29 protein-coding genes and 1 tRNA gene are annotated in these 23,968 nt (G+C 59.2%); 14 read left to right on the top strand and 16 right to left on the bottom strand.

Annotated elements, in window-relative coordinates:
* Positions 1 to 74: 74 nt before the first annotated feature.
* Positions 75 to 1,934 (bottom strand): ABC transporter ATP-binding protein, encoded by a 1,860-nt coding sequence (locus tag QWI20_RS07105; RefSeq protein WP_369304838.1) that lies wholly within the window; start codon positions 1,932 to 1,934, stop codon positions 75 to 77.
* Between the two features lie 254 nt (positions 1,935 to 2,188).
* On the opposite strand from QWI20_RS07105, the gene nadA reads away from it, so the two are divergent.
* Complete coding sequence (gene nadA / locus QWI20_RS07100) at positions 2,189 to 3,247, top strand: quinolinate synthase NadA (RefSeq protein WP_369304837.1); 1,059 nt, start codon at positions 2,189 to 2,191, stop codon at positions 3,245 to 3,247.
* Positions 3,248 to 3,345: 98 nt separating this feature from the next.
* Here nadA and QWI20_RS07095 read toward each other — a convergent pair whose 3' ends face one another.
* Entirely contained in the window at positions 3,346 to 4,782 is a 1,437-nt protein-coding gene (locus QWI20_RS07095; protein ID WP_369304836.1) for a M48 family metalloprotease, read from the bottom strand.
* Positions 4,783 to 4,928: 146 nt separating this feature from the next.
* On the opposite strand from QWI20_RS07095, the gene QWI20_RS07090 reads away from it, so the two are divergent.
* Together QWI20_RS07090 and QWI20_RS07085 are read left to right on the top strand one after the other, a co-directional pair.
* Positions 4,929 to 5,180 carry a sulfurtransferase TusA family protein gene (locus QWI20_RS07090; protein WP_237253715.1) on the top strand — a complete coding sequence of 84 codons (252 nt, stop codon included), beginning with the start codon at positions 4,929 to 4,931 and terminating at the stop codon, positions 5,178 to 5,180.
* A gap of 37 nt (positions 5,181 to 5,217) precedes the next feature.
* Entirely contained in the window at positions 5,218 to 6,288 is a 1,071-nt protein-coding gene (locus tag QWI20_RS07085) for an AI-2E family transporter (protein ID WP_133772851.1), read from the top strand.
* Between the two features lie 113 nt (positions 6,289 to 6,401).
* Here QWI20_RS07085 and QWI20_RS07080 read toward each other — a convergent pair whose 3' ends face one another.
* On the bottom strand, positions 6,402 to 6,875 hold the full coding sequence (locus tag QWI20_RS07080) for a peroxiredoxin (protein WP_192132097.1): 474 nt from the start codon (positions 6,873 to 6,875) through the stop codon (positions 6,402 to 6,404).
* Positions 6,876 to 6,885: 10 nt separating this feature from the next.
* The gene (locus tag QWI20_RS07075) at positions 6,886 to 7,449 is read right to left on the bottom strand and encodes a glycine cleavage system protein R (protein ID WP_037014004.1); all 564 of its coding nucleotides are present in this window, start codon (positions 7,447 to 7,449) and stop codon (positions 6,886 to 6,888) included.
* Positions 7,450 to 7,762: 313 nt separating this feature from the next.
* On the opposite strand from QWI20_RS07075, the gene dapA reads away from it, so the two are divergent.
* From dapA to QWI20_RS07040, 7 genes are all read left to right on the top strand, one after another.
* On the top strand, positions 7,763 to 8,641 hold the full coding sequence (gene dapA / locus QWI20_RS07070) for a 4-hydroxy-tetrahydrodipicolinate synthase (protein ID WP_369304834.1): 879 nt from the start codon (positions 7,763 to 7,765) through the stop codon (positions 8,639 to 8,641).
* A 17-nt stretch (positions 8,642 to 8,658) separates the two neighbouring features.
* Complete coding sequence (gene bamC / locus QWI20_RS07065; protein WP_369304833.1) at positions 8,659 to 9,774, top strand: outer membrane protein assembly factor BamC; 1,116 nt, start codon at positions 8,659 to 8,661, stop codon at positions 9,772 to 9,774.
* Positions 9,775 to 10,533, top strand: a complete 759-nt coding sequence (locus tag QWI20_RS07060) for an MBL fold metallo-hydrolase (RefSeq protein ID WP_369304832.1) — start codon at positions 9,775 to 9,777, stop codon at positions 10,531 to 10,533.
* Positions 10,534 to 10,592: 59 nt separating this feature from the next.
* Positions 10,593 to 11,306, top strand: coding sequence for a phosphoribosylaminoimidazolesuccinocarboxamide synthase (gene purC, locus QWI20_RS07055; RefSeq protein WP_192170882.1), 714 nt, complete (start codon positions 10,593 to 10,595; stop codon positions 11,304 to 11,306).
* A gap of 104 nt (positions 11,307 to 11,410) precedes the next feature.
* A tRNA-Ser gene (locus QWI20_RS07050) sits at positions 11,411 to 11,500 on the top strand.
* 109 nt (positions 11,501 to 11,609) lie between these two features.
* Positions 11,610 to 12,587 (top strand): tyrosine-type recombinase/integrase, encoded by a 978-nt coding sequence (locus QWI20_RS07045; protein WP_369304831.1) that lies wholly within the window; start codon positions 11,610 to 11,612, stop codon positions 12,585 to 12,587.
* Between the two features lie 28 nt (positions 12,588 to 12,615).
* The gene (locus QWI20_RS07040; RefSeq protein ID WP_369304829.1) at positions 12,616 to 13,242 is read left to right on the top strand and encodes a HEPN domain-containing protein; all 627 of its coding nucleotides are present in this window, start codon (positions 12,616 to 12,618) and stop codon (positions 13,240 to 13,242) included.
* A gap of 2 nt (positions 13,243 to 13,244) precedes the next feature.
* Here the strand turns inward: QWI20_RS07040 and QWI20_RS07035 are convergent, their stop codons facing one another.
* From QWI20_RS07035 to QWI20_RS07015, 5 genes are read right to left on the bottom strand one after another with little or no spacing between them, the layout of a single operon-like run.
* On the bottom strand, positions 13,245 to 13,493 hold the full coding sequence (locus QWI20_RS07035) for a hypothetical protein (protein ID WP_369304828.1): 249 nt from the start codon (positions 13,491 to 13,493) through the stop codon (positions 13,245 to 13,247).
* Between the two features lie 54 nt (positions 13,494 to 13,547).
* Positions 13,548 to 13,997, bottom strand: a complete 450-nt coding sequence (locus QWI20_RS07030; protein WP_369304827.1) for a hypothetical protein — start codon at positions 13,995 to 13,997, stop codon at positions 13,548 to 13,550.
* Positions 13,994 to 14,320 carry a hypothetical protein gene (locus QWI20_RS07025; protein ID WP_369304826.1) on the bottom strand — a complete coding sequence of 109 codons (327 nt, stop codon included), beginning with the start codon at positions 14,318 to 14,320 and terminating at the stop codon, positions 13,994 to 13,996. Before QWI20_RS07025 ends, QWI20_RS07030 begins: the two co-directional genes overlap by 4 nt.
* Positions 14,317 to 14,910 carry a hypothetical protein gene (locus QWI20_RS07020; RefSeq protein ID WP_369304825.1) on the bottom strand — a complete coding sequence of 198 codons (594 nt, stop codon included), beginning with the start codon at positions 14,908 to 14,910 and terminating at the stop codon, positions 14,317 to 14,319. Before QWI20_RS07020 ends, QWI20_RS07025 begins: the two co-directional genes overlap by 4 nt.
* Positions 14,907 to 15,665, bottom strand: a complete 759-nt coding sequence (locus QWI20_RS07015) for an HNH endonuclease (protein ID WP_369304823.1) — start codon at positions 15,663 to 15,665, stop codon at positions 14,907 to 14,909. The genes QWI20_RS07020 and QWI20_RS07015 overlap by 4 nt, the downstream gene beginning before the upstream one ends.
* 468 nt (positions 15,666 to 16,133) lie before the next feature.
* Here QWI20_RS07015 and QWI20_RS07010 point away from each other — a divergent pair, with 468 nt between their 5' ends.
* Entirely contained in the window at positions 16,134 to 16,349 is a 216-nt protein-coding gene (locus QWI20_RS07010) for a hypothetical protein (protein ID WP_369304822.1), read from the top strand.
* A 114-nt stretch (positions 16,350 to 16,463) separates the two neighbouring features.
* Here the strand turns inward: QWI20_RS07010 and QWI20_RS07005 are convergent, their stop codons facing one another.
* On the bottom strand, positions 16,464 to 18,635 hold the full coding sequence (locus tag QWI20_RS07005; protein ID WP_369304890.1) for a DNA cytosine methyltransferase: 2,172 nt from the start codon (positions 18,633 to 18,635) through the stop codon (positions 16,464 to 16,466).
* A gap of 44 nt (positions 18,636 to 18,679) precedes the next feature.
* Positions 18,680 to 19,537, bottom strand: coding sequence for a phosphoadenosine phosphosulfate reductase family protein (locus QWI20_RS07000; protein WP_369304821.1), 858 nt, complete (start codon positions 19,535 to 19,537; stop codon positions 18,680 to 18,682).
* A gap of 73 nt (positions 19,538 to 19,610) precedes the next feature.
* Here QWI20_RS07000 and QWI20_RS06995 point away from each other — a divergent pair, with 73 nt between their 5' ends.
* Both QWI20_RS06995 and QWI20_RS06990 read left to right on the top strand, forming a co-directional pair.
* Positions 19,611 to 20,264: a hypothetical protein gene (locus QWI20_RS06995; RefSeq protein ID WP_369304820.1), complete on the top strand. Its 654-nt coding sequence runs from the start codon at positions 19,611 to 19,613 to the stop codon at positions 20,262 to 20,264.
* Positions 20,265 to 20,402: 138 nt separating this feature from the next.
* A complete protein-coding gene (locus QWI20_RS06990) occupies positions 20,403 to 20,600 on the top strand; it encodes a hypothetical protein (RefSeq protein ID WP_133772887.1) in 198 nt (65 codons plus the stop codon).
* A gap of 4 nt (positions 20,601 to 20,604) precedes the next feature.
* Here the strand turns inward: QWI20_RS06990 and QWI20_RS06985 are convergent, their stop codons facing one another.
* The 5 genes from QWI20_RS06985 to QWI20_RS06965 form a co-directional block, all read right to left on the bottom strand.
* Positions 20,605 to 21,357 carry a hypothetical protein gene (locus QWI20_RS06985; protein ID WP_369304819.1) on the bottom strand — a complete coding sequence of 251 codons (753 nt, stop codon included), beginning with the start codon at positions 21,355 to 21,357 and terminating at the stop codon, positions 20,605 to 20,607.
* 494 nt (positions 21,358 to 21,851) lie between these two features.
* On the bottom strand, positions 21,852 to 22,076 hold the full coding sequence (locus QWI20_RS06980; RefSeq protein WP_133772891.1) for a LexA family transcriptional regulator: 225 nt from the start codon (positions 22,074 to 22,076) through the stop codon (positions 21,852 to 21,854).
* On the bottom strand, positions 22,060 to 22,389 hold the full coding sequence (locus QWI20_RS06975; protein WP_133772893.1) for a hypothetical protein: 330 nt from the start codon (positions 22,387 to 22,389) through the stop codon (positions 22,060 to 22,062). The genes QWI20_RS06980 and QWI20_RS06975 overlap by 17 nt, the downstream gene beginning before the upstream one ends.
* An 84-nt stretch (positions 22,390 to 22,473) precedes the next feature.
* Complete coding sequence (locus tag QWI20_RS06970; protein ID WP_369304818.1) at positions 22,474 to 22,788, bottom strand: hypothetical protein; 315 nt, start codon at positions 22,786 to 22,788, stop codon at positions 22,474 to 22,476.
* The gene (locus tag QWI20_RS06965) at positions 22,785 to 23,051 is read right to left on the bottom strand and encodes a hypothetical protein (RefSeq protein ID WP_369304817.1); all 267 of its coding nucleotides are present in this window, start codon (positions 23,049 to 23,051) and stop codon (positions 22,785 to 22,787) included. Before QWI20_RS06965 ends, QWI20_RS06970 begins: the two co-directional genes overlap by 4 nt.
* 445 nt (positions 23,052 to 23,496) lie before the next feature.
* Here QWI20_RS06965 and QWI20_RS06960 point away from each other — a divergent pair, with 445 nt between their 5' ends.
* Complete coding sequence (locus QWI20_RS06960; RefSeq protein ID WP_369304816.1) at positions 23,497 to 23,820, top strand: hypothetical protein; 324 nt, start codon at positions 23,497 to 23,499, stop codon at positions 23,818 to 23,820.
* Positions 23,821 to 23,968: the final 148 nt, after the last annotated feature.

Here is a 23,968-nt window from a genome sequence, read left to right as displayed (position 1 = left end):
CGGCGCCTGCCTCGACACGACAGCGTTACCCCCATCGCCGTCGTGTCGCTGCGGTTATACAGCGCGCCTGCCCACTAAACCTGATCCACCGCTTCAGGGACCCCCTGATCTTCGCCCAGAAATCCGCCGCTCTGGTGATGCCACAGCCGCGCGTAAGTACCGTTCTTGTTAAGCAGTTCGGCATGGGTGCCTTGTTCGATGATGCGCCCGTCGTCCATCACGATAAGCCGGTCCATGGCCGCAATGGTCGACAGCCGGTGGGCGATAGCGATGACGGTTTTGCCTTTCATCATGTCGTCGAGGCTTTCCTGAATCGCGACTTCGACTTCCGAATCCAGGGCGCTAGTGGCTTCGTCTAGCAACAGGATCGGCGCGTTCTTCAGCATCACGCGAGCAATGGCGACCCGTTGACGCTGGCCGCCCGACAGCTTGATGCCGCGCTCACCCACCAGCGTGTCGTAGCCGCTATGACCATGCTTGTCGCTGAGCTGGCTGATGAAGCCATCTGCCTGAGCGTTAGCCGCAGCGGTGTGGATTTCCTCATCGGTGGCATCAGGTCGGCCATACGCGATGTTGTCGCGAATGGACCGATGCAGCAGAGACGTATCTTGCGTGACCATGCCGATGGCGCTGCGCAGGCTGTCTTGCGTGACCTGCCTGATGTTCTGCCCATCAATGCGAATCTCGCCGCTGTCCACGTCATAGAAGCGCAGCAGCAGATTGATCAGCGTGGACTTGCCGGCGCCTGAACGGCCGACCAGCCCGATCTTCTCGCCGGGTCGGATGGCGAGATTCAAACCCTCCAGCACCTGACGCTCGCCGTTGTAGTTGAAGCTGACGTTGTCAAACGTCACTGCGCCGCCGGAGGTCTTCAACACCGTGGCATCCGGCGCGTCCTGCACTTTAGGGCCCTGAGTCAGGGTCGCCATGCCGTCCTGCACCGTGCCGATGTTCTCGAACAGCGAGGTCATTTGCCACATGATCCAGTGGGACATGCCATTGATGCGCAGCGCCATGGCGGTGATCGCCGCCACCGCGCCAGTGCCGACGTCACCCTGATGCCACAGCCACAGTGCATAACCGCCCGCGCCCAGAATCAACGCGACGACCAGCGCCTGATTGACGATTTCGAAATGGCTCACCAGACGCATCTGGCGAAAGCCGGTCTGCTTGAAGTCCTCCATCGCCGCGCGCGCAAACTGCGCCTCGCGTTTGGAGTGGGAGAACAGCTTCACCGTAGTGATGTTGGTGTAGGCGTCGGAGATCCGCCCGGTCATCGACGAACGCGCGTTGGCCTGTTCCTGACCGACCTTGCCCAGGCGCGGCACGAAGTACAGCATGGCCAGGCCGAACAATACGATCCAGGCAAGGAACGGCAGCATCAGCTTCAAGGCAAAGCCGCCAGCCAGCGCGATGATCGCAATGAAATAAACCCCGATGCCGGGCGCGATTTCGATCAGGGTGAACAGCACGTCCCGCACCGCCAGCGCGGTCTGCATCACCTTGGTGGTGACCCGACCGGAGAACTCGTCGGAGAAGAATGACAGGCTTTGCCGCAGCATCAGTCGGTGAAAATCCCAGCGCAGCCGCAGCGGCAGGTTGATCGCCAGCACCTGATGCTGAACCATCGTGCGCATCGCCACCAGCCCGATGCTGATCACCAGCACAATGCCGATGCCCCACAGCGCCCGACTTTCCTCACCCGCTGTGGCGCCGCCGTCCTTCCAGGTCGAGAGCAGATCGACCACTTGCCCGAGGAACGAGAAGAGCCAGGCTTCGTAAAGCGATACACAGGCGCTGAGCACTGCAAGGGCGAGGATATAGCCACGCGCTCCACGGGTGCAGGCCCACAGAAAACGCGCCAGACCTACGGGCGGCGGCGGTGCTTCGTCGGGTGGGAAGGGGTCGAGCCGTCGTTCAAATACGCGCAGCATGAGGGTCTCCAAAACTGTCCAGTGGCGCAGATTCTGCCATTGAATGGCTAACTTGAGGGTTCGAGGCTTTCGCGGGTGGGTCGTTCCGCCCGATTGCGCGACTGTCTCGCGGCGTCCGGAACGCCAACATGACGGCTGAAGACCAGCAGTCGGTGACTGCCGGTAAGTGATCGCTCAACAGATCCCGTGCTAACTTCCCGGCCGTTTTCTATCATGCGGACTTTCCGTCCGTATGCGCATTCAGGTCCACCGACATGACACACATCTCCGAACGCCTTCTGGTCCAAGCGCACCTGGACGCCAAACAGCCCAAAACCCTGAGCCCGGACGAGGAGGCTGAGTACCGCCGTTTGATCGCCGCCGAGCTCAAGGCTCAGGACGCTGTCCTGGTCGCTCACTACTACTGCGATCCGGTGATCCAGGCGCTGGCGGAAGAAACCGGCGGTTGCGTCTCGGATTCTTTGGAGATGGCGCGATTCGGCAAAAACCATCCGGCGAAAACCGTTTTGGTGGCCGGTGTGCGTTTCATGGGTGAAACCGCAAAAATCCTCACTCCCGAAAAACGCATTCTGATGCCAACCCTTGAGGCGACCTGTTCACTGGACCTTGGTTGCCCGGTCGACGAGTTCGCTGCGTTCTGCGATCAGCACCCCGAGCGCACCGTGGTGGTTTACGCCAACACCTCCGCCGCCGTTAAAGCCCGTGCCGACTGGGTGGTGACGTCCAGCTGCGCGCTGGAGATCGTCGAAAGCCTGATGGACAACGGCGAGAAAATCATCTGGGCGCCCGACAAGCATCTGGGCCGTTACATCCAGCGCGAGACCGGGGCGGACATGCTGCTGTGGGACGGCGCCTGCATCGTGCATGAGGAGTTCAAGTCCCGACAGCTTGAGGACATAAAAGCGTTGTACCCGGACGCTGCCATTCTGGTGCACCCGGAGTCCCCTGAGCCGGTCATCGACCTGGCTGACGCCGTGGGCTCCACCAGCCAGTTGATCAAGGCCGCACAAACGCTGCCGAACACCACCTTCATCGTCGCCACCGATCGCGGCATCTTCTACAAGATGCAGCAGCTGTGCCCGGACAAGGTCTTCATTGAAGCACCGACCGCAGGTAATGGCGCCGCATGCCGCAGTTGCGCCCATTGCCCGTGGATGGCGATGAACACGCTGGCGCGCACGCTTGAATGCCTGCGCGAAGGCACCAACGAGATATTCGTCGACCCGGCGGTTATCCCCCACGCCGTTCGGCCGTTGCAGCGCATGCTCGACTTTACCCAGGCGGCACGTATGAAGAGCTCTGGTAACGCCTGACTCACAGCGGCAAGCCTCAAGCCTCAAGCGAGAAGCCGATTTGCTGCATTCCATCTTGCAGCTTATGGCTTGCCGCTTGGAGCTGACCGTAGCTCGCCTCAGTTCATCATGTCCTTCACCGCCCGCTCCTGAGCAATGATTTCCTGCTGCCGCGCGTCGATGCGTGAGGCCAGCTGGAAGTTGTTGTTCGCCCGTCGCTTGGCAAATTCAAGCTGCTGAATCGCCTGCTTGAAGTCGCCCATCAGGGCGAAATATTCCGCACGGGCCTGATGCAGACCGATGGTGTTGCCCGACAGGCCGCGGGTGTCCGCCACCTGATTCCAGATGTCCGGATCGTCCGGTCGGCTCTTCAACAGAATCTCCAGAGACTTCAGCGCTTCCGGCGCCTTGGACTGCTTGAGCAAGACGTCGACCTTTGCCTGATTAAGCGGATAGTTGTCTGGATACAGATTCAGCATTCGGTCCACCCGCTGTTGAGCGTCAGGCAGGCGATTGTTGGAGATGTCCAGGTTCACGGCGGCGAGGTTGTAGGGAATGTTGTCCGGCGCCTTGTCGAGCAAGGGCTTCAGCGTCTCGCGGCCTTCATTGAGCTGACCCGCCTTGGTCTGGGCCAGTGCCAGGCCGTAGCGAGCCGCGTCGTTTTTCGGATTCTCGGCCAGTTGCGCACGGAAACGCTTGGCGGCCATGCCGGGGGTTTCTTCGTAAATCAGCACGGTGCGCGCGCGCATCAGTTGATACGCGGGGCTGTCTTCCTTGCCGCCGGGCTTGGCTTGCTCGGCGCGGTTGCGCGTGTCGGCGATACGGGACTCGGTCACCGGGTGGCTCATCAGGAATTCCGGCGGCTTGGCGTCATAGCGATACTGGCGCGCCAGGCGCTCGAACATGGTGGGCATGTTGCGCGGGTCGTAGCCTGCCTTTTCAAGATTGAGGATGCCGATGCGGTCAGCTTCTGCTTCGTTCTGCCGGGAGAATCGCGCCTGCTCCTGAATCGCGGCGGCCTGGGTGCCGGCGATCGCGGCAATCCCCGCATCGCCCGCGCCCGCTGCGGCCATGACAATCCCCGCGAGCATCGCTGCCATGACCGGCACTTGCATGCGCTGCTGCGCCTGCACGCCCCTGGCAAAGTGCCGTTGCGACAGGTGAGCCAGTTCGTGGGCGAGGACCGCAGCGTATTCGCCTTCGGTTTCAGCGTGGAGGAACAGCCCGCCGTTGACCCCGATGATCCCGCCGGGCGCTGCGAAGGCGTTGATCTCCGGCGTGTTGATCAGAATGAATTCGAGCCGGCGGTCCTGCACCTGGCTGGTTTCGGCGAGCCGGTAGACCGACGATTCGACGAAGTCCTTGAGCAGCGGGTCGGACAGCTGCGCCACTTCAGAGCGCAGCAGCCCGAGCCAGGCACGCCCCAGGTCATGTTCTTGCTGCGGAGAAACGATGGATGAACTCGCGTCGCCGAGGGAGGGCAGGTCATCTTCTGCGAAACTCGGCGCTGCCATCAGGCATGCGAGGGTCAGCAGCGTGGGGCGCAAAAAATTCATGCACGAAACTCTGGGGCAGAAAGGCGCCACTGTAGCTGGCTCGATGGCTTGCTGACCAGAGTGGGGTATTCTGGAAAACTTGTAAGAATGTTCTTCCGCCCGTTGGCTTTCATGCGAGGGCGGATGTGTCTATCCGGAGAGAAACGATGTCTGACGCTGTAGGACAACCCGCAGCCTGCGATGCAGAGCTTGATGCAAGCGGTCTCAACTGCCCGCTTCCTTTGCTCAAGGCCAAGATGGAGCTCAACCGTCTGGCCAGCGGCGCGGTCCTCAAAGTGACGGCCACGGACGCAGGTTCGCAGCGCGACTTCCGTACCTTTGCAAAACTGGCCGGGCATGCGCTGCTGCACGAAGAAAACGCTGACGGCATTTATCGGTACTGGCTACGCAAGGCCTGAGCGTTTCTGACCCCTCGCAACCCTCCTAGGATTCTTGATGTTCAAAGTGCTTCGCGACTGGATACAGCGCTACTTTTCCGACGAGGAAGCGGTGGTGCTGGCAGTGCTGTTGGTTCTCGGATTTACCGTTGTCCTCACCCTCGGCGGCATGCTCGCGCCGGTGCTCGCCGGGCTGGTGCTTGCGTTTCTGATGCAGGGGTTGGTCAACCTGCTTGAACGCCTGCGGGTCCCGGAAGGTGGCGCAGTCGGACTGGTCTTCGCCTTGTTCATGGGTGCGCTGGCGCTGTTTCTGCTGGTGCTAGTGCCTCTGCTGTGGCGCCAGCTCATTACCTTGTTCAACGAATTGCCCGGCATGCTCGCCAAGTGGCAGTCATTGCTGTTGCTGCTGCCGGAGCGTTATCCGCATCTGGTGTCGGACGAGCAGGTCTTGCAGGCGATAGAAGTGGCTCGCGGCGAGGTCGGAAAGTTCGGGCAATGGGCGCTGACGTTTTCCCTGTCCAGCTTGCCGCTGTTGGTCAACATGATGATCTACCTGGTGCTGGTGCCGATCCTGGTGTTCTTCTTCCTCAAGGATCGTCGGATGATCAGCCGTTGGGCGAGGGGCTATCTGCCTCGCGAACGTACGCTGATTACCCATGTGGCTGAGGAAATGAATCGGCAGATCGCCAACTACATTCGCGGCAAGGTCATCGAGATCTTTATCTGTGGCGGGGTGACGTACATCGCCTTCGTGACCATGGGCCTGAATTACTCGGCGTTGCTGGCGATGCTGGTGGGGATTTCGGTGGTCGTGCCGTACGTAGGGGCTGTGGTGGTGACGGTGCCTGTAGCGTTCATCGCGCTGTTCCAGTGGGGCTGGAGCGATCAGTTCATCTATCTGATGGTGGTCCACGGCATCATCCAGACGCTGGACGGCAATGTGCTGGTGCCGCTGCTATTCTCCCAGACCGTGAGCCTGCACCCGGTGGCAATCATCTGCGCCGTACTGTTGTTCGGCGGGCTATGGGGGTTTTGGGGGATTTTCTTTGCGATTCCGCTGGCGACCCTGTTCAAGGCCGTACTGGACGCGTGGCCACGGAACGAACCGACGGTGGCGCCGTTGTTGTAGGCGTTGCCTTGCTTTTTGTAGGAGTGAGCTTGCTCGCGATCGGCGGCGTCCAGGTCAATATACGATGACTAAACGACCTGATCGCGAGCGAGCTCACTCCTAAAGTAGGGCGGTCAAGCCTGGTTCAGCGCCTGAGCTGCTTCAAGCACCGCCGCCACATGCCCCGGCACCTTCACTCCGCGCCATTCCTTGCGCAGCACGCCGTCCTTGTCGATCAGGAAGGTGCTGCGGTCGACGCCCAGGTATTCCTTGCCGTACAGCTTTTTCAGCTTGATCACATCGAACAACTGGCACAGCGATTCATCCTTGTCCGAGATCAGCTCGAACGGGAATTCCTGCTTGGCCTTGAAGTTCTCGTGGGATTTCAGGCTGTCCCGCGACACACCGAACACCACCGTGTTGGCGGCCTTGAAGTCGGCGTGGTGATCACGAAAGCCCTGGCCTTGGGTGGTGCAGCCAGGGGTACTGTCCTTCGGGTAGAAATAAAGGACGACTTGCTGACCTTTGAGCGCCGACAGGCTGACGGCCTGTTCGCTTGTGGCCTGCACCTGAAAGTCGGCAACGGGTTGGTCGAGTTCTACAGCCATTCGAGACTCCTTACATCGGTGCTTGAGGGCGCCATGGTTCGATCAGCGCATCGAGATTGAGAGCGTCGGCGAAGTCCAGGAACTGATCACGCAACCAGCTGATCTGGGTGCCGGCCGGCAATGTCACGGTGAACGTCGCGTTGAGCATGGTGCCGCCGGTCTGCGGTGCCTGATAGGTGTCGCAGATCAGGTTTTCCAGCTCGACGTTGTGGTCGATGAAGAACTGGCACAGCTCGTTGATGATGTCAGGGCGGTACGCCGAACTGACGTAGGCCACGTAGGGCAGGGCTTCCGGACGATTTTCCAGCGAAGCACTGCGCACCACATTAACGGTGAAGGCGTGTTTCTTCGCCAGATTGGGCAGACCGGTTTCCAGACGTGCCAGGGCGTCCCAGCTGCCGGAGATCTGCAGGATCAGCGCGCTGCATTCGCCATGGCGAGTGAGGCGTGAGCTGACGACCGAGCAACGGCTTTCGTTACTGGCGCGGCACAGGACGTTGGTCAGCTCCATTGGGTTGGCGCCAAGGGCACTGATGACAAGGAATTGTTCGCGAACTGTGGGGATGGATGACATGCAGCATTCCTAAACGATGAGCGGTCGGTACGCAGCAGGCCTGTGCCGGCGGGCTCGACGGACGAAGGCATCGTGATGTCGCCCCGACCCGCAGCCGTCAATCGCGGCCATGAGCCTGTCATGGCGCGCGATAACGACGCAGGGCGGGGTAAGTGACGACAAAATCGAGCAGTCGAACGAGCCGGGCAGATGACCCGTACCGATCAAAGACCGAAGGGTAGCGAAAACCGGCGCCGAGGGGAATGCTCGCCTTGTGCAAGGATCATGGCGCCAGTACCATTACCGCTCTCTTTTTCCGGCAGGAGCGGTTTGCATGATTGCGGGCAGTATGGTGGCACTGGTCACACCCATGGATGCACAAGGTCGTCTCGATTGGGACAGCCTGAGCAAACTGGTGGACTTTCACCTGCAAGAGGGCACCAACGCCATTGTTGCCGTCGGCACCACCGGTGAATCCGCGACGCTCGACGTCAACGAGCACATCGAAGTCATCCGCCGCGTGGTTCAGCAGGTCGCTGGCCGCATTCCGGTCATCGCCGGCACGGGCGCCAACTCCACCCGCGAGGCGGTCGAACTGACCACCAACGCCAAGAACGCCGGTGCCGATGCCTGCCTGCTGGTCACCCCGTACTACAACAAGCCGACTCAGGAAGGCTTGTACCAGCACTTCAAGCACATCGCCGAAGCCGTCGACATCCCGCAGATTCTCTACAACGTGCCGGGCCGTACCGCCTGCGACATGTCAGCCGAGACCGTTATCCGCCTGTCGACAGTCAAAAACATCATCGCCATCAAGGAAGCCACCGGAGACCTGCAGCGCGTCAAGGATATTCTTGCCGGCGTGAGCAGCGACTTCCTGGTCTATTCCGGCGACGACGCAACCGCAGTTGAGCTGATGTTGCTCGGCGGCAAAGGCAACATCTCGGTCACTGCCAACGTCGCGCCGCGCGCCATGGCCGACCTGTGCAAGGCCGCGATGGCCGGTGACGCCGACACCGCCCGCGCCATCCACGAAAAACTGATGCCGCTGAACAAGACCTTGTTCATCGAATCGAACCCTATTCCCGTGAAATGGGCCCTGCATGAGATGGGTTTGATGCCAGACGGTATTCGTCTGCCGCTCACCTGGCTCAGCGAGTCCTGCCACGAGCCGCTGCGTCAGGCCCTGCGCCAGTCCGGTGTATTGGTCTAATGAGGAAGCATTACGCAATGAAGCGACTGGCCGGACTTTCCGCACTAGCCTTGATTATCTCCAGCACCAGCGGTTGCAGCTGGCTTTTTGGCCAGGACGGTTATTTCCGCGATCGCAGCAGCGATTACCTGGAAGCGACCCAGAAGCCGCCGATGCAGATGCCCGAAGGCGTTCAGGAAGTCAAACGCCTGGACCCGTTGCTGCCGATCCCGCGCAACGTCGCCGACGACACCCAGAAGGGTGAATTCACCGTGCCGCGTCCGCAACCGCTGTCCACTGCTCAGGACTCCGGCGACTACACCCTGCAGAGGAGCGGCGACAACCGCTGGATTCTTGCCCAGCGCGCACCGGCCGAAGTCTGGCCTGTGGCGCACCAGTACTTTGAAGATAACGGCTTCCGTATTGCCGAAGATCGTCCGCAGACCGGTGAATTCAACACCACCTGGCAGCGCATGGACGAACTGTCCGCATCGGTTGCCAAGCGCATGGGTTCGAGTGGCGATGCCGCCAACACCGAAACCCGCGTCCGCGTTCGTATCGAGCCGGGCGTGCAGCGCAATACCAGCGAAATCTATGTGGTCAGCGTACAACGTCCGGCCGGCAGCAAAGATGATCCTGCATTCCCGTCGCGCAGCACCAACGTCGGCCTCGACTCCGTGCTGACCGACGACATGCTGGCAAGCCTGACCCGTACTGCCGAGAAGGGCGGTTCGGTGTCCCTGCTGGCGGCGCGTGATTTCGATACCCCAAGCCGCGTTTCCCTCAGCGAAGACGGCAGCGGCAACCCCGTGCTGAACCTGGGCGCGGACCTTGATCGCGCGTGGTCGAGCGTCGGTCGTGCGCTTAACCAGGGCGACTGGCGCGTTGAAGACATCAACCGCAGCCTGGGCCTGTACTACATCAACCTGGCAGAAAAAGCCGACAAGCCGGAAAACAAGCCTGGCTTCCTCAGTCGCGTGTTCGGCAGTGAAGAGTCCAAGGAAGAGAAAGAAGCCCGCGCCGAGCGTTATCAGGTTCGCCTGAGCAAGGTCGGCGATAACGTTCAGGTAACGGTCGAGAAGAACATCAACACCGTGGCGCCGACGGAAGTCGCTCGTCGTGTGTTGAGCGTCATTCAGGACAACCTGGGTTAAGTGCGCTTCGCGGTTCTGGGCAGCGGCAGTCGCGGCAACGCCACGCTGGTTGCGAGCAACGACACGTATGTGCTGGTCGATTGCGGTTTCTCCCTGCGGGAAACCGAGCGACGGCTCGACAGGCTGGGCGTCAGCGGCAAGCAGCTCAGCGCCATTCTAGTGACCCACGAACATGCCGATCATGTGCATGGCGTGGGTTTGCTGTCTCGGCGCTACGATGTGCCGGTGTACCTCAGCGACGGCACGCTGCGTGGCATGCGCAAGCCGGTCGAAGCCGGCCTTCGGCTGGTGGGCGGACAGGGTTTGCGCATTGGCGGTCTGGGCATCGACGTAGTGTCGGTGGCCCACGATGCGCTGGAGCCCACGCAGTTCGTGTTCAACGACGGGCGCCGGCGCTTCGGCCTGTTGACCGACCTTGGCTCGTATTGCCCGATGGTGCTGGACAGCTACCGCGGGCTCGATGCGCTTATGGTCGAGTCCAATCACTGCCGCGATCTGCTTGCTCGAGGTCAGTACCCGTACTTTCTCAAGCAGCGGGTGGGCGGTGATCACGGTCATTTGAACAATCATCAGGCTGCCGGTCTGGTGAACGAGTTGGGATGGCAGGATCTGCAGCACCTGGTGCTGGCCCATCTGAGCAGCAAGAACAACCTGCCGCATCTGGCCCGGCAATGTTTCGTCGACACCCTTGGGTGCGACGCAGACTGGCTACAATTGGCCGATCAGGATTCAGGGCTCGGCTGGCGCGAAATCGCCTAGCGTCCCAAACGGGCGATTCGCCCCCACTATTCAGCAAGATTCAGCAAGCGGAGCCCATCATGGAAAAACGTGAAGAACTCTACCGCGGCAAAGCCAAGTCGGTTTACAAGACCGATGACGCTGACCGCTTGATCCTGGTGTTCCGCAACGACACCTCGGCGTTCGACGGCAAACGCATCGAACAGCTCGACCGCAAAGGCATGGTGAACAACAAGTTCAACGCCTTCATCATGCAGAAGCTCGAGGCTGCAGGCATTCCGACCCAGTTCGACAAACTGCTGGGCGACAACGAAGTGCTGGTCAAGAAGCTCGACATGATCCCGGTCGAATGCGTCGTGCGTAACTACGCTGCCGGCAGCCTGGTCAAGCGCCTGGGCGTGGAAGAGGGCATGAAGCTCAACCCTTACACGTTCGAGCTTTTCCTGAAGGACGACGCCAAGGGCGACCCGTTCATCAACGACTCCCACGTCGTCGCGTTCGGTTGGGGCACTGCCGAGCAACTGGTTCGCATGAAAGAACTGTCGCTGAAGGTCAATGAAGTCCTGAGCAAACTGTTCGACGACGCCGGCTTGCTGCTGGTCGATTTCAAGCTTGAATTCGGTGTGTTCAGTGACGGCTCGATTGTCCTGGGGGACGAGTTCAGCCCGGACGGCTGCCGCCTGTGGGACAAAGAGACCCGCAAGAAAATGGACAAGGACCGCTTCCGTCAGGGCCTCGGCGATGTCATCGAAGCCTACGAAGAAGTCGCCCAGCGTCTCGGCGTACCGCTCTGATCCAACGCTTCAAGCGGAAAACGCTGCAAGCATCTGAAAGAACGCGAAAAAATCCGTAAAAAGGGTTCGCGTTCCTCGAACGAACTGTTATGATGCGCGCCGTTGGAGAGATGCCGGAGTGGCCGAACGGGACGGATTCGAAATCCGTTGTACTGGCGACAGTACCTAGGGTTCAAATCCCTATCTCTCCGCCATATATAAGGCCCCGAGCGTTTGTAGCGCTCGAGGCCTTTTTTATTTGGGGGAATTTTGGGGGAATGGGGGGAACGTGCCATTCCCCCAGCCAACGGTTATGATTCCCCCATGGCCTACTACGAGAAACGTGGCGAGAGCTGGCGCGCCCAGATCCGTCGAAAAGGATATCCCACCCTATCTGCGTCCTTCGACACCAAGGCAGAAGCCCAGCGCTGGGCCGCCGAGATCGAAGGCGATATGTCGCGCGCGCGATTCGTGGATATCCGTGAGGCCGAATCCACGACGCTCTTTAAGGCGCTGACGCGGTACCAGTCTGAGGTGTCGGTCGGCAAGAAGGGCGAGAAGCAGGAAAAGGTGCGCATCCAAAAGTGGCAGGACTCCGACCTTGCCCATAAGTCGCTCGCTTCGTTGCGGTCAAGCGACATGGCCGCCTTCCGCGACGCCGAACTCAAGGCCGGGAAGTCCACTGCTACGGTGCGGCTCGACCTGGCTGTGATCAGTCACCTGTACACCGTGGCGGCAAAGGACTGGGGTATTGAAGGGCTGATAAACCCGTGCCGGGCGATTCGTATGCCTAAGGGCAGCAAGCAGCGCGAGCGCAGGCCTACCGCTGAGGAACTGAAAGCCATCTACAAATTTGCCAGCGAGATAAATCCGGTGCTCCCGGTCATCTTCGAACTGGCGGTTGAAACGGCTATGCGCCGATCCGAATTGATGATGCTGCGTAAAGATCAGGTGCGGGGAAAAGTTGCGTACCTCGAAGACACGAAGAACGGCGAGCGCCGGTCGGTCCCACTATCATCGCGGGCCCTAGCACTCTTGGAGGGGTTGCCGACGCCAATCGCCGGCGGCAGGTACTTCAATCTCAAGCTGAATACCATCAGCAATTACTTCCCGCGCGTTTGCGAGAAGGCCAAGATTACTGACTTGCGGCTTCACGACTTGCGACATGAAGCGACGAGCCGCCTGTTCGAGCGCGGCTTCACGCTTATGGAAGTTGCCAGCATCACCGGGCACAAGACGTTGGCGATGCTCAAGCGTTACACTCACCTTAGTCCGCAAGATCTTGCGGAGAAGCTCGGATAAGCCCTAATCAAATCAAGGAAGACATACCATGCCGTTTACTGCTATCGAAGCTGCCAATTCCTGTGTTTCTCGAAGCAAGAAACTTCTAGCCGCATCTGACGATGCTGCCAACATAGAAGTGCGCGACGACCTAATTAGGTCCGCCTTAGTTATGGCCATTAGTGCCATGGACTCATATATGCATTGGATGGTTTTTCAGGAAATTACGGCAGTCAGCAAAAATGCAAAGCTGCCGAAGGCTTTATCGAAGCTCGAAATTCCATTCTCAGATGTCGCGGCTCTTGCAGATGCGGTGATTGAAGGTAGACGGGAGGGTAAAGAAACCCGGCCTTGGAACGCTTTGAAAAACTCGGCCCAAAGACAGCTTTTGTTCAGGACATTTCAGTCTTTTGATCAAGTTTCTGTGGCTATGTCGATGGCTGGTATAGCCGACGGCTGGACCAAAACCTCTAAAGCTTTAGGCGTCACATCTCCCGAAATCAAGGAAAAGCTGAATCATTTGGTTCATCGCAGGAACCAAATTGCACATGAGGGCGATATTCTTCGCTCTTCTCGACCTCGGCAACTTAAGTTCAATGATTTGGACTCTGGACAAGTCTCACGCGATGTCGACTGGATAGCGTCGGTGATTGCTGCTATCGAGTCGATCCGGTAGCGTTACGCTACGCGCAAGGACGGTGGTTCCTTTCGTTTGCGACCCAGCTTCGGCTTCTGGTGCTCGCCGTCTCGGAACTCCCGCAGAAACTTGCGCACGTCCTCTTTAAGCCAGCAGTGTTTGCCTCCCATCTTGAAACTTGGTGGCAGCCATGCTACTCCCCGGCGAATCCCTTCTCTAATTGACGCTTCGGTACGGCCTAGCATTTTTGCTAAGCTGTCCACCTTCACAACTTCGATTTCTTCGGACATGAGTTCCTCCTGCCCGCCGTGCACCGGCAGGCATGTGGGTAGATGGGGAAGGGGTTACTTGTCAGATGTGCGTTTGCGTGCGGCCATCACCAGTGCTTTCGAAGCCTTGGCGACACCGCCAACAACGTCTTCGGCGAGGATCGCGGTATTGCAGTGCGGGCAGAGCGGTGCGGTTTTCGTGCTGCGCCAGGCTTCGTCCATTACCTTCGCCGCCCGGCTTCGGGCCTGGAACTGCTCTGCCTGGGCTAGCGCTGTTTCTCGGGTCTTGAGGCGGCCGTTCGCCGCGCTCAGCCTGCTGACCAAGCCTTCGAAAGCATCGAAGGCCTCGACCTCGGTTTCGCAATCGCTGCACCAGATGCGGCGCTCGTTGTGGTCATAGATCAGCTTTTGGTGCTGGCATGATGAAGTGGGGCGGCGGGTCAGGCCGCGTGCAACTCGCAGGTCCTCAATCTGAACTACCTTCACGCCGTAGATGTAGTCTTGCGGTTCGATAGGTGCGCTCATGGGATGACCTCTCTGCCCACGCGCCTGTAATAGTCGCCGGCCACCCCGGCGTGCTTGATGGCGTCAGTAGCGTTCATCCAGCCGAGGCTTCGCGCCAGCGCCCAAACCTCGTCATAAAGCTCGGCTTTGCGGGGCTGAGCCTCTTTTGCCCATTGGGCTTCCTGCGCGGCGAGGGCATTCAGGCACCGCTTGCATGTGACCTTGCCCCTGTTGGTGGTGAATTCACCTTCAACGAGTGCCGTACCGCAGAACACGTATTCGTCACCATCGTCGTAGGGGCTTCCGCCGCCGGGCGGGTTGTAGTGCGTTTTTCGTCTGTTCATGGCGTCACCCGCTTGAACTCCACGACCCAGACCCATGGATCAGCTGCCCAGGCGCCTGGTCCGTTGATGGAGTTCCACAACCTCGCGAAGCCGGCTTGATACGTCAGCAAGTCCAGAGACCTGGCTTCTGCAAGGGTTACAGGCTCAGCACCTTCAGCAATCGACTCGGCGTTGGTTATGTCCTGCAGTCGCTCGACGCGCACGTCGGTGATCTCCAGCAGGATGCGGCTGTCACGCCTGAACATGTGGATGCTGGGTTTCCAGTGGATCGCGTCTGATGGTGGAAGGTTTTCCCAGCCCTGACCCTTGATGCAATCGGGATAAGTCGCTCGGTAAACCGTTGGGCCCGGATCAAGGTGCGCAGGCTGGGCCCAGGTCTCGCGCACCCACAGGCGGTTGCCCGGCTGGCCATAGGGACAAAGGTCCGCATTGCCAGCCAGCGCCAGAAAGGCAGGCTCGAAACCGGCAGCCAGGCAATTGAGCGCTGCCTGTTTCTTCACCTCGCGGCGCGTGACGGTCTTTCGGCCTTCCAGGATGGCGCGCACCATCGGCGCCGAGAACAGGATCGGGCGTTCTTTGATGGCCGTCATGGCTTCACCCGCTGCGAGTTGCAGACAACAACCGAATATCCACCGGGGCTGTCATCGCCATCAAGAGTGTGCACCGGGCCAATTTCTGCCAGCGCTGCTCGAGCTGCAGATTCGTTTGCGCCGAGTGCTTGCCGCTCCGCGAGCACCCATAGGTCAACGCCGGTACCGCTGGTGCCATTATTCGACCAACTACTGCAGCCCTCTGCCTCTTCCTTCGCCGCTTCGAGGTAGTCAGTCGTCCTGCAATGAGGGCAAATGTGGGTGCAATCACTGGGGTCATATCCTTCGCCGTCACCTGCGTACCAGAGGTAGCCGCCCTCGCGGCACTCCCAGTCGCCGTGTGTGTAGCCACAGGCACTCGTCTGCACCTTCTCGAAGTGGAATACGACCGGTACCGCCGTCTCGACGATTAGGCCGTAAGCCTTCGCGAGTCGGTAGGTCGGCTGATACAGGTTCAGGCTGTTTACGTGCCGGGCGATCCACGTGCGCCAGCCCTCAAGGCTTTGACCGCCCTTGCTGATATTGCAGGGCGCACAGGCCGGCATCATGTTTCCGATGTGATCGTTCTCCGGCTTGAGCGGCTTGCCTGAGTCCAGCCGCCATGTGCCGTTGGCGTTTCGCTTGGAAATCAACTCGCGGGTGACTGGCTCCAGATGGTCGGCGTGCCAGCGGCTGCCTAGTTCGATGCCGCAATACGCGCAGCGGCCGCCGTACTTCATGCGGACCTGCTCGCGCTCCAGTTTTTTCAAGCGCACAAATGTCTCCTCGCCGCATACGCAGCAGGCAATAGGTATAGGATGGTTGATGACGGCGATCTGACTGGATGAATCGATACGCCAGTGCCGACCAGATGGATAAAAAATCTATTTCCGATTACTTCACGCTTGAGGATCTTCCACATGCAGTCCGGTCAGGAATTCAGGGACGTAGCGCACCAGTTGATAATGGTCCTAGAGGACGCAACCGCTGTCATGGCAGGGTTGATCTCGGCATCATCAATAGGTACTCAAGAATGGAGATCGGCGGTAAGCGCGCAGCAGGAAGCGTTCGTTGAGCTGCATCTGTATCTCAGTCAGGCTGACGCATAGCCGCAGCAGGCGTTAGGGTCAGGTCTAGAGGCGTTGTCCTTAGCGCGTTGTGACAGGCGGAGTTGAATTTAATACGCCTCCCTAGGGTCAACCCCTCATGTGGTCGATTAACGACCTCAGTCCAGAGGCAACCAGATGCAAGCCGCCGATGACTTCCGTTACAAGTCTCACACCCTGCTTCTTGAACTTGATTCCTCCACTGTTCAGATGATGAAGCTGGTTGTCTTATCCGACATGGGCACGGTTTCGTGGGATAAAGCTGTTCGCACCCACCACGATGCATATAGCGCGCTCCATGCACATCTAGATCATCCCGATGCCGCTGGGTATATGGCAAAGCTTGCGCGTTAAATCCTTCTATGCCCATTTAGCCTGAAATGATCTGCCCTTGTCGGCATTCTTCCAAGAGTGCCGGGTAGTTGTAATCGGGCAGGCCCGTCAAGGGCCCGCTGACGTAGATGCGTTTCATGCGGCCACCTGGTGCTGAACGTTGGTACGCCATGGATCATTGGCGCGGGCGAGGGCGGACATCGGCGGTGGGCTGACGCTGTTGCCGCACATATGGACCTGCTCGGTCTTCGTGAACGGCTTGCCGTCGGCGCCGTGCGTGATGATGTAGTCCGTCGGGAAGCCCTGCGCCCGGTAGAGCTCGGCCGGCTGCAGCATCCGCAATCGGATATCGACGATCACGTATGGCGTGCCCTTTACCATCACGGTGACCAGGCCGAGGCGATCCTTCGTGGTGATCGTCGGCGCGGGCCGGTCGCAGCCGCTCATGTTCTCGGTGCCGTAGTAGCTGATCAGGAAAGCAGCAACGCGGAGCGCGCCTTCTTCGTGCTCGGGCGAAAGCTCGAAGCTGACCAACGAGCTCTTGCCCCCGCCGCCCGCCGTGATGGTCGGCGCGGGCTCGTCTAGGAGCTGGCCGACGCTGGCGCCAAACTGGCGCTCCATGAAAGCGGTGACAAGTCCGTGATGCGTTCCGCCAGCGCTGACCGTGTGCAGCGGATCGTCAGTGTCCCGCGCGTCGCAGTTGCCGCGCAGGTGCAGCAGATGCGCTGTGGCAACGCCCATTGCGTGAGCCGCGCCGGCAGGGCGCTGGTAATTGCCGCCGCTGGTGATCGTAGGCAACGGTTCGTCCAGCGGCTTCCCCGCATCGTCGAAACGAAACTTCACCAAGTGCGCAGCGGCCACGCCGTATTTGCCGCCCGATGCCATGATCGTGCCGAGCGGGTCATGCAGGTCAGCCGAGCGCGGCGCGGATCCGGCTTTGTCACCATTGCCGAGTTGGACAAGTGATGCGGCAGCAATGCCCCGGTGATTCTGCGCGAGCAGGGTACCAACGGGTTGATCGGCAGCCGTCGGCTTCCCGGAGTACTCCGGACCGCCAGCACCTAACAGAACAGCGCTGGTCAGTGCGTGCTTCACGCCGCCGGCGACCACAGTCCCAAGGGGTTGATCCAGTCCCGGTACACGCGGCTCTTGACCCTCCCGCTCGCCGTAACCGGTCTGAACCAGCGTAGGGCTGATTAGTGTCAGCTCGCCGCGGTTGGCACACGTCACTGTCGGCAGCGGCTCAAGTGGATCGTTGATGCGGTCACTGCCCTGATGCGTGGCTGGCGCAATCACCGGGCTGACAACTGAAAAGGGCCCGCCTCTCGGATAGGAGGTGACTGTGCGCAGCGGCTGATTGGCTGACTGCACGGTTTCGCCTGACCAGTTGGCAATCGGCACGATAAAGGGCGTCGCGTTGTCGATGACAAATTTCTTCATGCCTTTCGCTACACGCCGCAGCGTAGCGGGGGCCAGGTCCCTTTTGCGGCCAAAAATGCTTTTGCCCAGATCGGAGAAATCGATGCACTCCGCTGCGGTGCGCCAGGGCTTTTGCCCTTTGGCCGGCTTCTTGGCGTGGGTCGGTTCCGGCCAGACAATCGGCTGCCCATCGCAGCGGGCGAGCATGAACAGCCGTTCGCGGCTGGTTGGCGCGCCGAAGTCACAGGCCTTAATCACTTTCCACTCGACGACGTAGCCCATGCCTTCAAGCAGGGCCACGAATCGGCGCCACGTTCGCCCGCGCTGCTTCGGATCTGGAATCAGGAACTGCTGGTCTACCGGCACGACCTCACCAGGTGCGGCGATCGCGCCGCCCAGCTTGATGACCCGTCCGGTGGCCTTGTCGCGCTTCGCAATAAGCCGGCCCCATTGCAGGATCTGCTTCACGTTTTCTAGGCTGATGACTCGAGGCTTCTTCTTACCTGCCCACTTCAAGCCGATCCACGAAAGGTTACGGATCTCGCGCTTGCGCGGTTGCCCGCCGGCGGCCTGGCTGTGGTGGGTGCAGTCCGGCGACATGTGGAACCAGCCAACCGCCTTGCCGCCACACTCAGCGTCCGGATCGCCGTCGAACACGTCTGTGGTGAAGTGCTTGGCGCCCGGGTGGTTGATGGTGTGCATGCTGATCGCTTTGGCGCTGTGGTTCTTCGCCACGCTGACCTTGCGGCCAAGGCCCATCTCCAGGCCGGTACCGGCGCCGCCACCGCCGCAGAAGAAGTCCACGACGATCTCATCGTCTTGCGGGTCGAAGCCAAGGCCGTACTGAGTTTTGAAGTCGAAGGGGTGTTTCTTCTTACTTGCGGACATAGGGGATCCTCGCCAGTGGCGTGATTCAAGGTTGGGAAGGGGGGCTAATCGCCGCAGAAGCACGCAATTGCTTCGTCGTGGCCGGCGAACATGTCGAATTGGGTGTCGGAGTAGTCGAGCATCTGCTGATAGCTCGGGCGGTCGAAGCGGAACAGCGCGCCGTCGCCGGTGGTGCTGGAGCTGGATTTAGCTGTCCGCTCCATGCGTGCCCACCATTCAGCTTTCTGCCGGTCGCTGGCGATGATCGAATAAACCTGCTTGGCGCCCTTGAGGAAGCAAAGGTCGCAGTTGCCTTCCAACGTCCGGCCACTAATGGTCGGCAGCATCAGATCGAAAGGCTGTGCTTTCCAGAAGTTGGTCACGTCCTGCACGCCCACACCAGCATCCGCCAGTGGCATCACCATCGTTGCGTGCTTGCTCTCGCTGGTGGTCTTGCGGTGCCGGATCTTCGCTACTCGTCTGGGCTCATCGGCGCGGATGCCGGTCATCATGTCCACTGGTGTCTCTTCGGTGGAGCAGCCGACCATCCGCAGGTATTTGTGGATGACCCTGATCTTCAGATCGATGGTGCAGAACCGTGTAACTGGATTCGGTAGGTAGCTGCGTTTCCTGATCAGGTCCTCGAACGGCTGCCCGTCGCGGCTGGCGGTTTCGTAATTCACGATTGCGAATCCGCGTTCATCGTTTCGGTACTCAAGCCAAACAATCGGCACCTCCCAGCGCTTCGAGCATTCCTGAACGAAATCCAATGTGGCGGGGTGTTCCTTGCCAGTGTTGGCGAAGGTGACGATCAGCTCGCTCAGATCATCGTTGGTGTCCAGCACCTGGCGCAGCATGTACGCGCTGGTCCGGCCGCCGGAGAAGCTGACGACAGTCGTCCCGGACAATTTGTAGGCAGACATGTCTGATCCTCGCCAGTGGCGTGATTTACAGAAGTGAAGTATTGATAAGCGCTTACTTTCTGGACGAATCGCTATGACGCGTGGAGATGTGGCTTTGTTGGCGCTTATCGGCACTGGGTTGTTCGTGGCTGGTGCCGTATGGCGACCTGTGTTTGGTGATTACGCCAAGTTAAAGGACGCGCTGGAATGCACCAGCTTTGTCGCCACCGCGCTTGCGGCGATGGTCGCCATTTACACCTTGAACCTATGGAAAACTCAGTTCAGGCATGCGGAAAGCTTCAAGGCTCTCAAGGAGCTCAAGGATGCCGCGACCAGCCTTCATGCGTTCCGAGGTTACCTGTTGGCGGTCCAAGCAAGATGCATGTTTCTCATGCAATACGGCCGCGAGCAAAGCGAGGCCATACACGAAGATGAAGAGGCTGCTCGACAGAGGTGGCTGACTGCTCTTCAAGCATATAACCGGGCCTGGAGCACGGCAGTGGTGTTCCTCACCCCAGAGGAAGAGGCTGCCTTTCGTGGGCCTGCTCCAATTTTTACCCGGCGCTCGATTGACGACCCTTTAAAAATTGTCATGGCCTACGCGAATGCACCCGGTGTCGAAAATGTCCATCAATTTGCTGCGACGGCTCGCCTAATAACCGACGAGGCACGCCATCTATATGCAGATACCGTGTCTCAGTTGGAGTGGATGCTCCGTGAAAAGTACCAGGTCGCATCCAGTAAATAGCGTGGAATCAGTTTTGCATTGGGTTGCTTGGAAGTGTCTGCAGTCGCCAATCAGAGTCCGATGTTGCTGGCTCAAGGTTCGATTCCATGCGATGGGAAAATTGGCCTACGCTTACCGCTCCACAGAAAGGGATACGGCATGTACGAAGATAGAGAGAAGGGTTTGTATCTTGCGCTCAAGGCAGTGCTAAGCGTTGCGCAGAAAAGGGGGTTGAACTTAGATGATCTTACAGAGGCGGTAGCTGATGAGCTGCTGCAGTACAAGTCTTATGATTCGCAGCATGTGCCGACTGCCATCAAGGAGATCGAGCTTGCGGTTGACGCGCTGTTGGTCTGATTGATTAGGCTGCTGCAGCCTGAGCCTTCTGGGCCGTGATCGCCTTGGCGGCATGGTTGATCATGTAAAGGCACTGCACCAGTCCCTGTGATGGCTCATCTACTCTATTTTCGTACCACTCGTCACCCAGGCAAAGCGCCACGCTGTTATCGCGCATGAACATCATGGCTTCTTCAGTGAAGGCGATTTCATGCGCTGCATCCAGGGCGTCATCCCAGTGCATCCAACGATCATCGGTATGGCTCATGTCCCGCCGTTTGGCCAGGACGAGCTGCCGAAATTCAGGCCATTGGGCAGCTTCAACTCGATAAGGATCCTGTAGCCACTCAGGAAGCGATTCGAACATCTCTTCCTCGCACTCTTCACGCAGGGCCTGGGCGATGTTGCGCATCAACACTTCGCGGAATAGGCGCTCGCTGAAACTGCGCTTCTTGCACACCTCACTCAGTTTCGTGTGCAGGTAGTAGGTCACGTCGTCACCAGCCAAAAACTCAATGCCGTAGCCCAGGCCCACGCTGAAGGTCAGGTTGTCGATGTCACCGACTACGGCGATACCGAAGCGCGTCATAAGGATGTCGAAGGCGTAGAAGGTGTTTTTTGCAGCTTTGCAGCGCCAGATCACTGCGTCTTTCTGGTCGACGATGCAGGTGTATTCGTGATCGACCATGTTTTCTGCGGCGCGGGCCCGATAGTCCTGCTCAGTTTTCTTGCGCTTCGCGATCGCTGCTCGGCGTTGAGCTTCGTATTTGTCGCTCATGGTGATCTCCATATGTGCGCCACCCTCCGAAAGTTCGGTGGCGAATAGGTTGGTGGTGGGCTATAGGTGGTGACCGGCATAGGGCCGGCTCGAGGAGCGAAGAATGGATATTCCGGTTGATAGACCTCGCAACATCACTTGGACCGGGCCGAACGATGAAGTAGGTCGCATCGAATTTAAGTGGGGGTTATCCACTGACCCAGCGCCGAGAGGCTTCCGTATCTTTGTAGAGACAACGGATGGTAGGGGCTCGAAGCACGACGACAATACCCGGGATTCTTCATTCGAAGCAAGCCGCGACCGCGCGATAGCTTTGGTGAAGGACATGATGAGGTCGCTGGAGTAGAAAACTTAATCATCCCGGCCTGTCCTCAACTCTTCTCGCTGACTCGCTGATAGGCAATTTCGAGCCTCCGCGCCACGACTGACGGTGCCTTTACTTCGTGGCGCAGCCCGGACAGATGTTCTGTTTGCGTAACATCTAGTGCTGAGCGTTATGCCTGCGTGACGGGACGTATGCTGCGAGCGATGCCGTCAGCTTTGGTCACGGCGCCTTTTTTGACTAGCTGAGCGATGCGACCGCCGATAGCATTCACGTTAACCTTCTGAGCCCTAGCTATTTCTGCGAAGGTCGGCGAGTAGCCGTGCTGGGCGATATACCCGGCGATGAACGCCAAGGTGTCTGCCTGCACTGGGGTTAGTTCATTGTTCGTCTGCATCGGGGTCCACCTGGGCCATGCCGGCCGCTTTCAACTTACGCGCGAGGCTTGGGGTAACTACAAAATCTGACGCGCTAGGTTTGCGTAACCGCCGCGCCTGCTCTTCGCGAGGTGCTGCAAGAAATGACAGCGCCAGATCCTGCCACAGCTCTTGAATCTGCTTGTAGCCGTGATCCTTCATCGCAAGCGTCATGCCCGACCGAGTGCCAAGTGGAACATCGACCTCCAGAGTTTCGATCCCGAGCTTTTCCTTCTCCTCTTTTTGGCGCCGACGGTAGTCCGCCGAGTGCTTGGCCGCTGCTGTCTTTTCCATCTGGTGGATCTCCGATCTGATGCGCTGGCAGGTTGAGCCAGGTCTGGCGCCGGCGCTGATTGGCGCACTTGAATAGACGCCGCATCAGGTGGCCGCGGTGAATGTGATGCCGTGCTCTCGGGCAGTGAGTGCGACGGTGCGGGTATCGACGCCGAGCTTCATGCCGATCTGGCGGGCGTTGAGGCCTGCCTCGGCAAGCGCCCGGATCCGCGGTGCCCGCTTGGCGCGCTTGGCCTTGAGCGTTTCAAGATGATTCGTGGTACCCAGCATCGGCGCGTTGGCGCTGACGCCCTGGTCAATGTGCTGGATACGGTGGCCAGTGGCGAGAAAGTGATCAATCTGCGCGGAAAGCTGCGCGATGGCCTGCTTGTGCTGGTCCGGTAGGCTCTCGCCGATCATTGCACCAACCTCATGACAGGCTTGGCCTCAAGTTGCTGCGCGAAGTTCATAGCCTCTTTCCAAGTGTTGAACGTGTCCTGCAGATTGCCGCTCGCCAGCTCGACGACGCTGTACGAGTTGCGCGCCTTGCTCAGCACCTGGAAACGCACTTTGCTACTAGGCATTGCCCGGTCCGTGCGCTTGCTGAACTCGCCGCGGGCGGCGCTTGAACGCTGGAGCAAAACCCCCAGCTCGACGATACGGTCTTGAAATGCCTGATGCATGGCGATTCCTCTTGTGGGTCTGCGTGTATTCGTCAGCACTCTGGCCGCCTGACATAGGCCGATTGGGCGCAGGGGAGAGTGCTGACGGGTAAACGCTGGGTGAAAAAAAGCCCTGACGATGCAGGGCTTTTCACATCTCGCTGGTTCACAACGCCTCCGTACGTGAACCTTGCTTGCCGGCGCCGCCTGATGCGGTAGGCCGGGTCAATGTCTTTTACATGGCTGCCAATCCTCTGTTGCTTGCTCACTGGGAAGGCAGTGGCTACCTGTTCAGTGGGGTGCAGGCGGCTGGCGCTGACATATGGTCGTTTCCTGTATGATCTGCCCCGCTTACTGCACAGCACTAATCAAGCGTAGATAGCTGTGGTGGCAATCACCGGGTCCTGAAAGAGTGGCAAAAGCTGAACCCTAAGGACGAAATAGATTTGCAAAAAGGAGAAATGAAATGAGAAATCTGGTTTTCGCACTCATGACCTGCGCCGCCTTGGCAGGTTGCAGTGACAAGGGTAAGGATTTTGTTGGAGTCTGGAAATATTCAGATAAGTTGTCCGAAACACTCACAGTTACCAAGGCTGATGATGGCTATCGTGCTCTGGCGCACATTGATAAAGACGAACACGGCTATATGGACGTGGAAGTCTTTTTGTATCCGGAGTCCGACAAGCTTCTTGTGACGAAAGAGAAGCAGATAGCCTTAGAGCTGGGGGACGACGGCAAGATCATCAGCCATCTGCGCAACGGGATTGAAACGTTCACTAAAACTAAGTAACTCCCCCCGTTAAAAGGCGCTACGGCGCCTTTTTTTGCTTGCTGTTGCAGAGCTAAGACTTCTAAGAAGCAGAAGAGCTGGGTGCGCTAAGCAAGCCTTGATTGGCTCTCTGCCAAGGCCGTCGTGATGCAGTTGGGCAGTTATATGC

The organism is Pseudomonas sp. W2-17 (genome assembly GCF_041060445.1).
Taxonomy (GTDB): domain Bacteria; phylum Pseudomonadota; class Gammaproteobacteria; order Pseudomonadales; family Pseudomonadaceae; genus Aquipseudomonas.
Note: the sequence above shows the minus strand (reverse complement) of the source record. Positions and strands in the feature narration are given on the sequence as shown.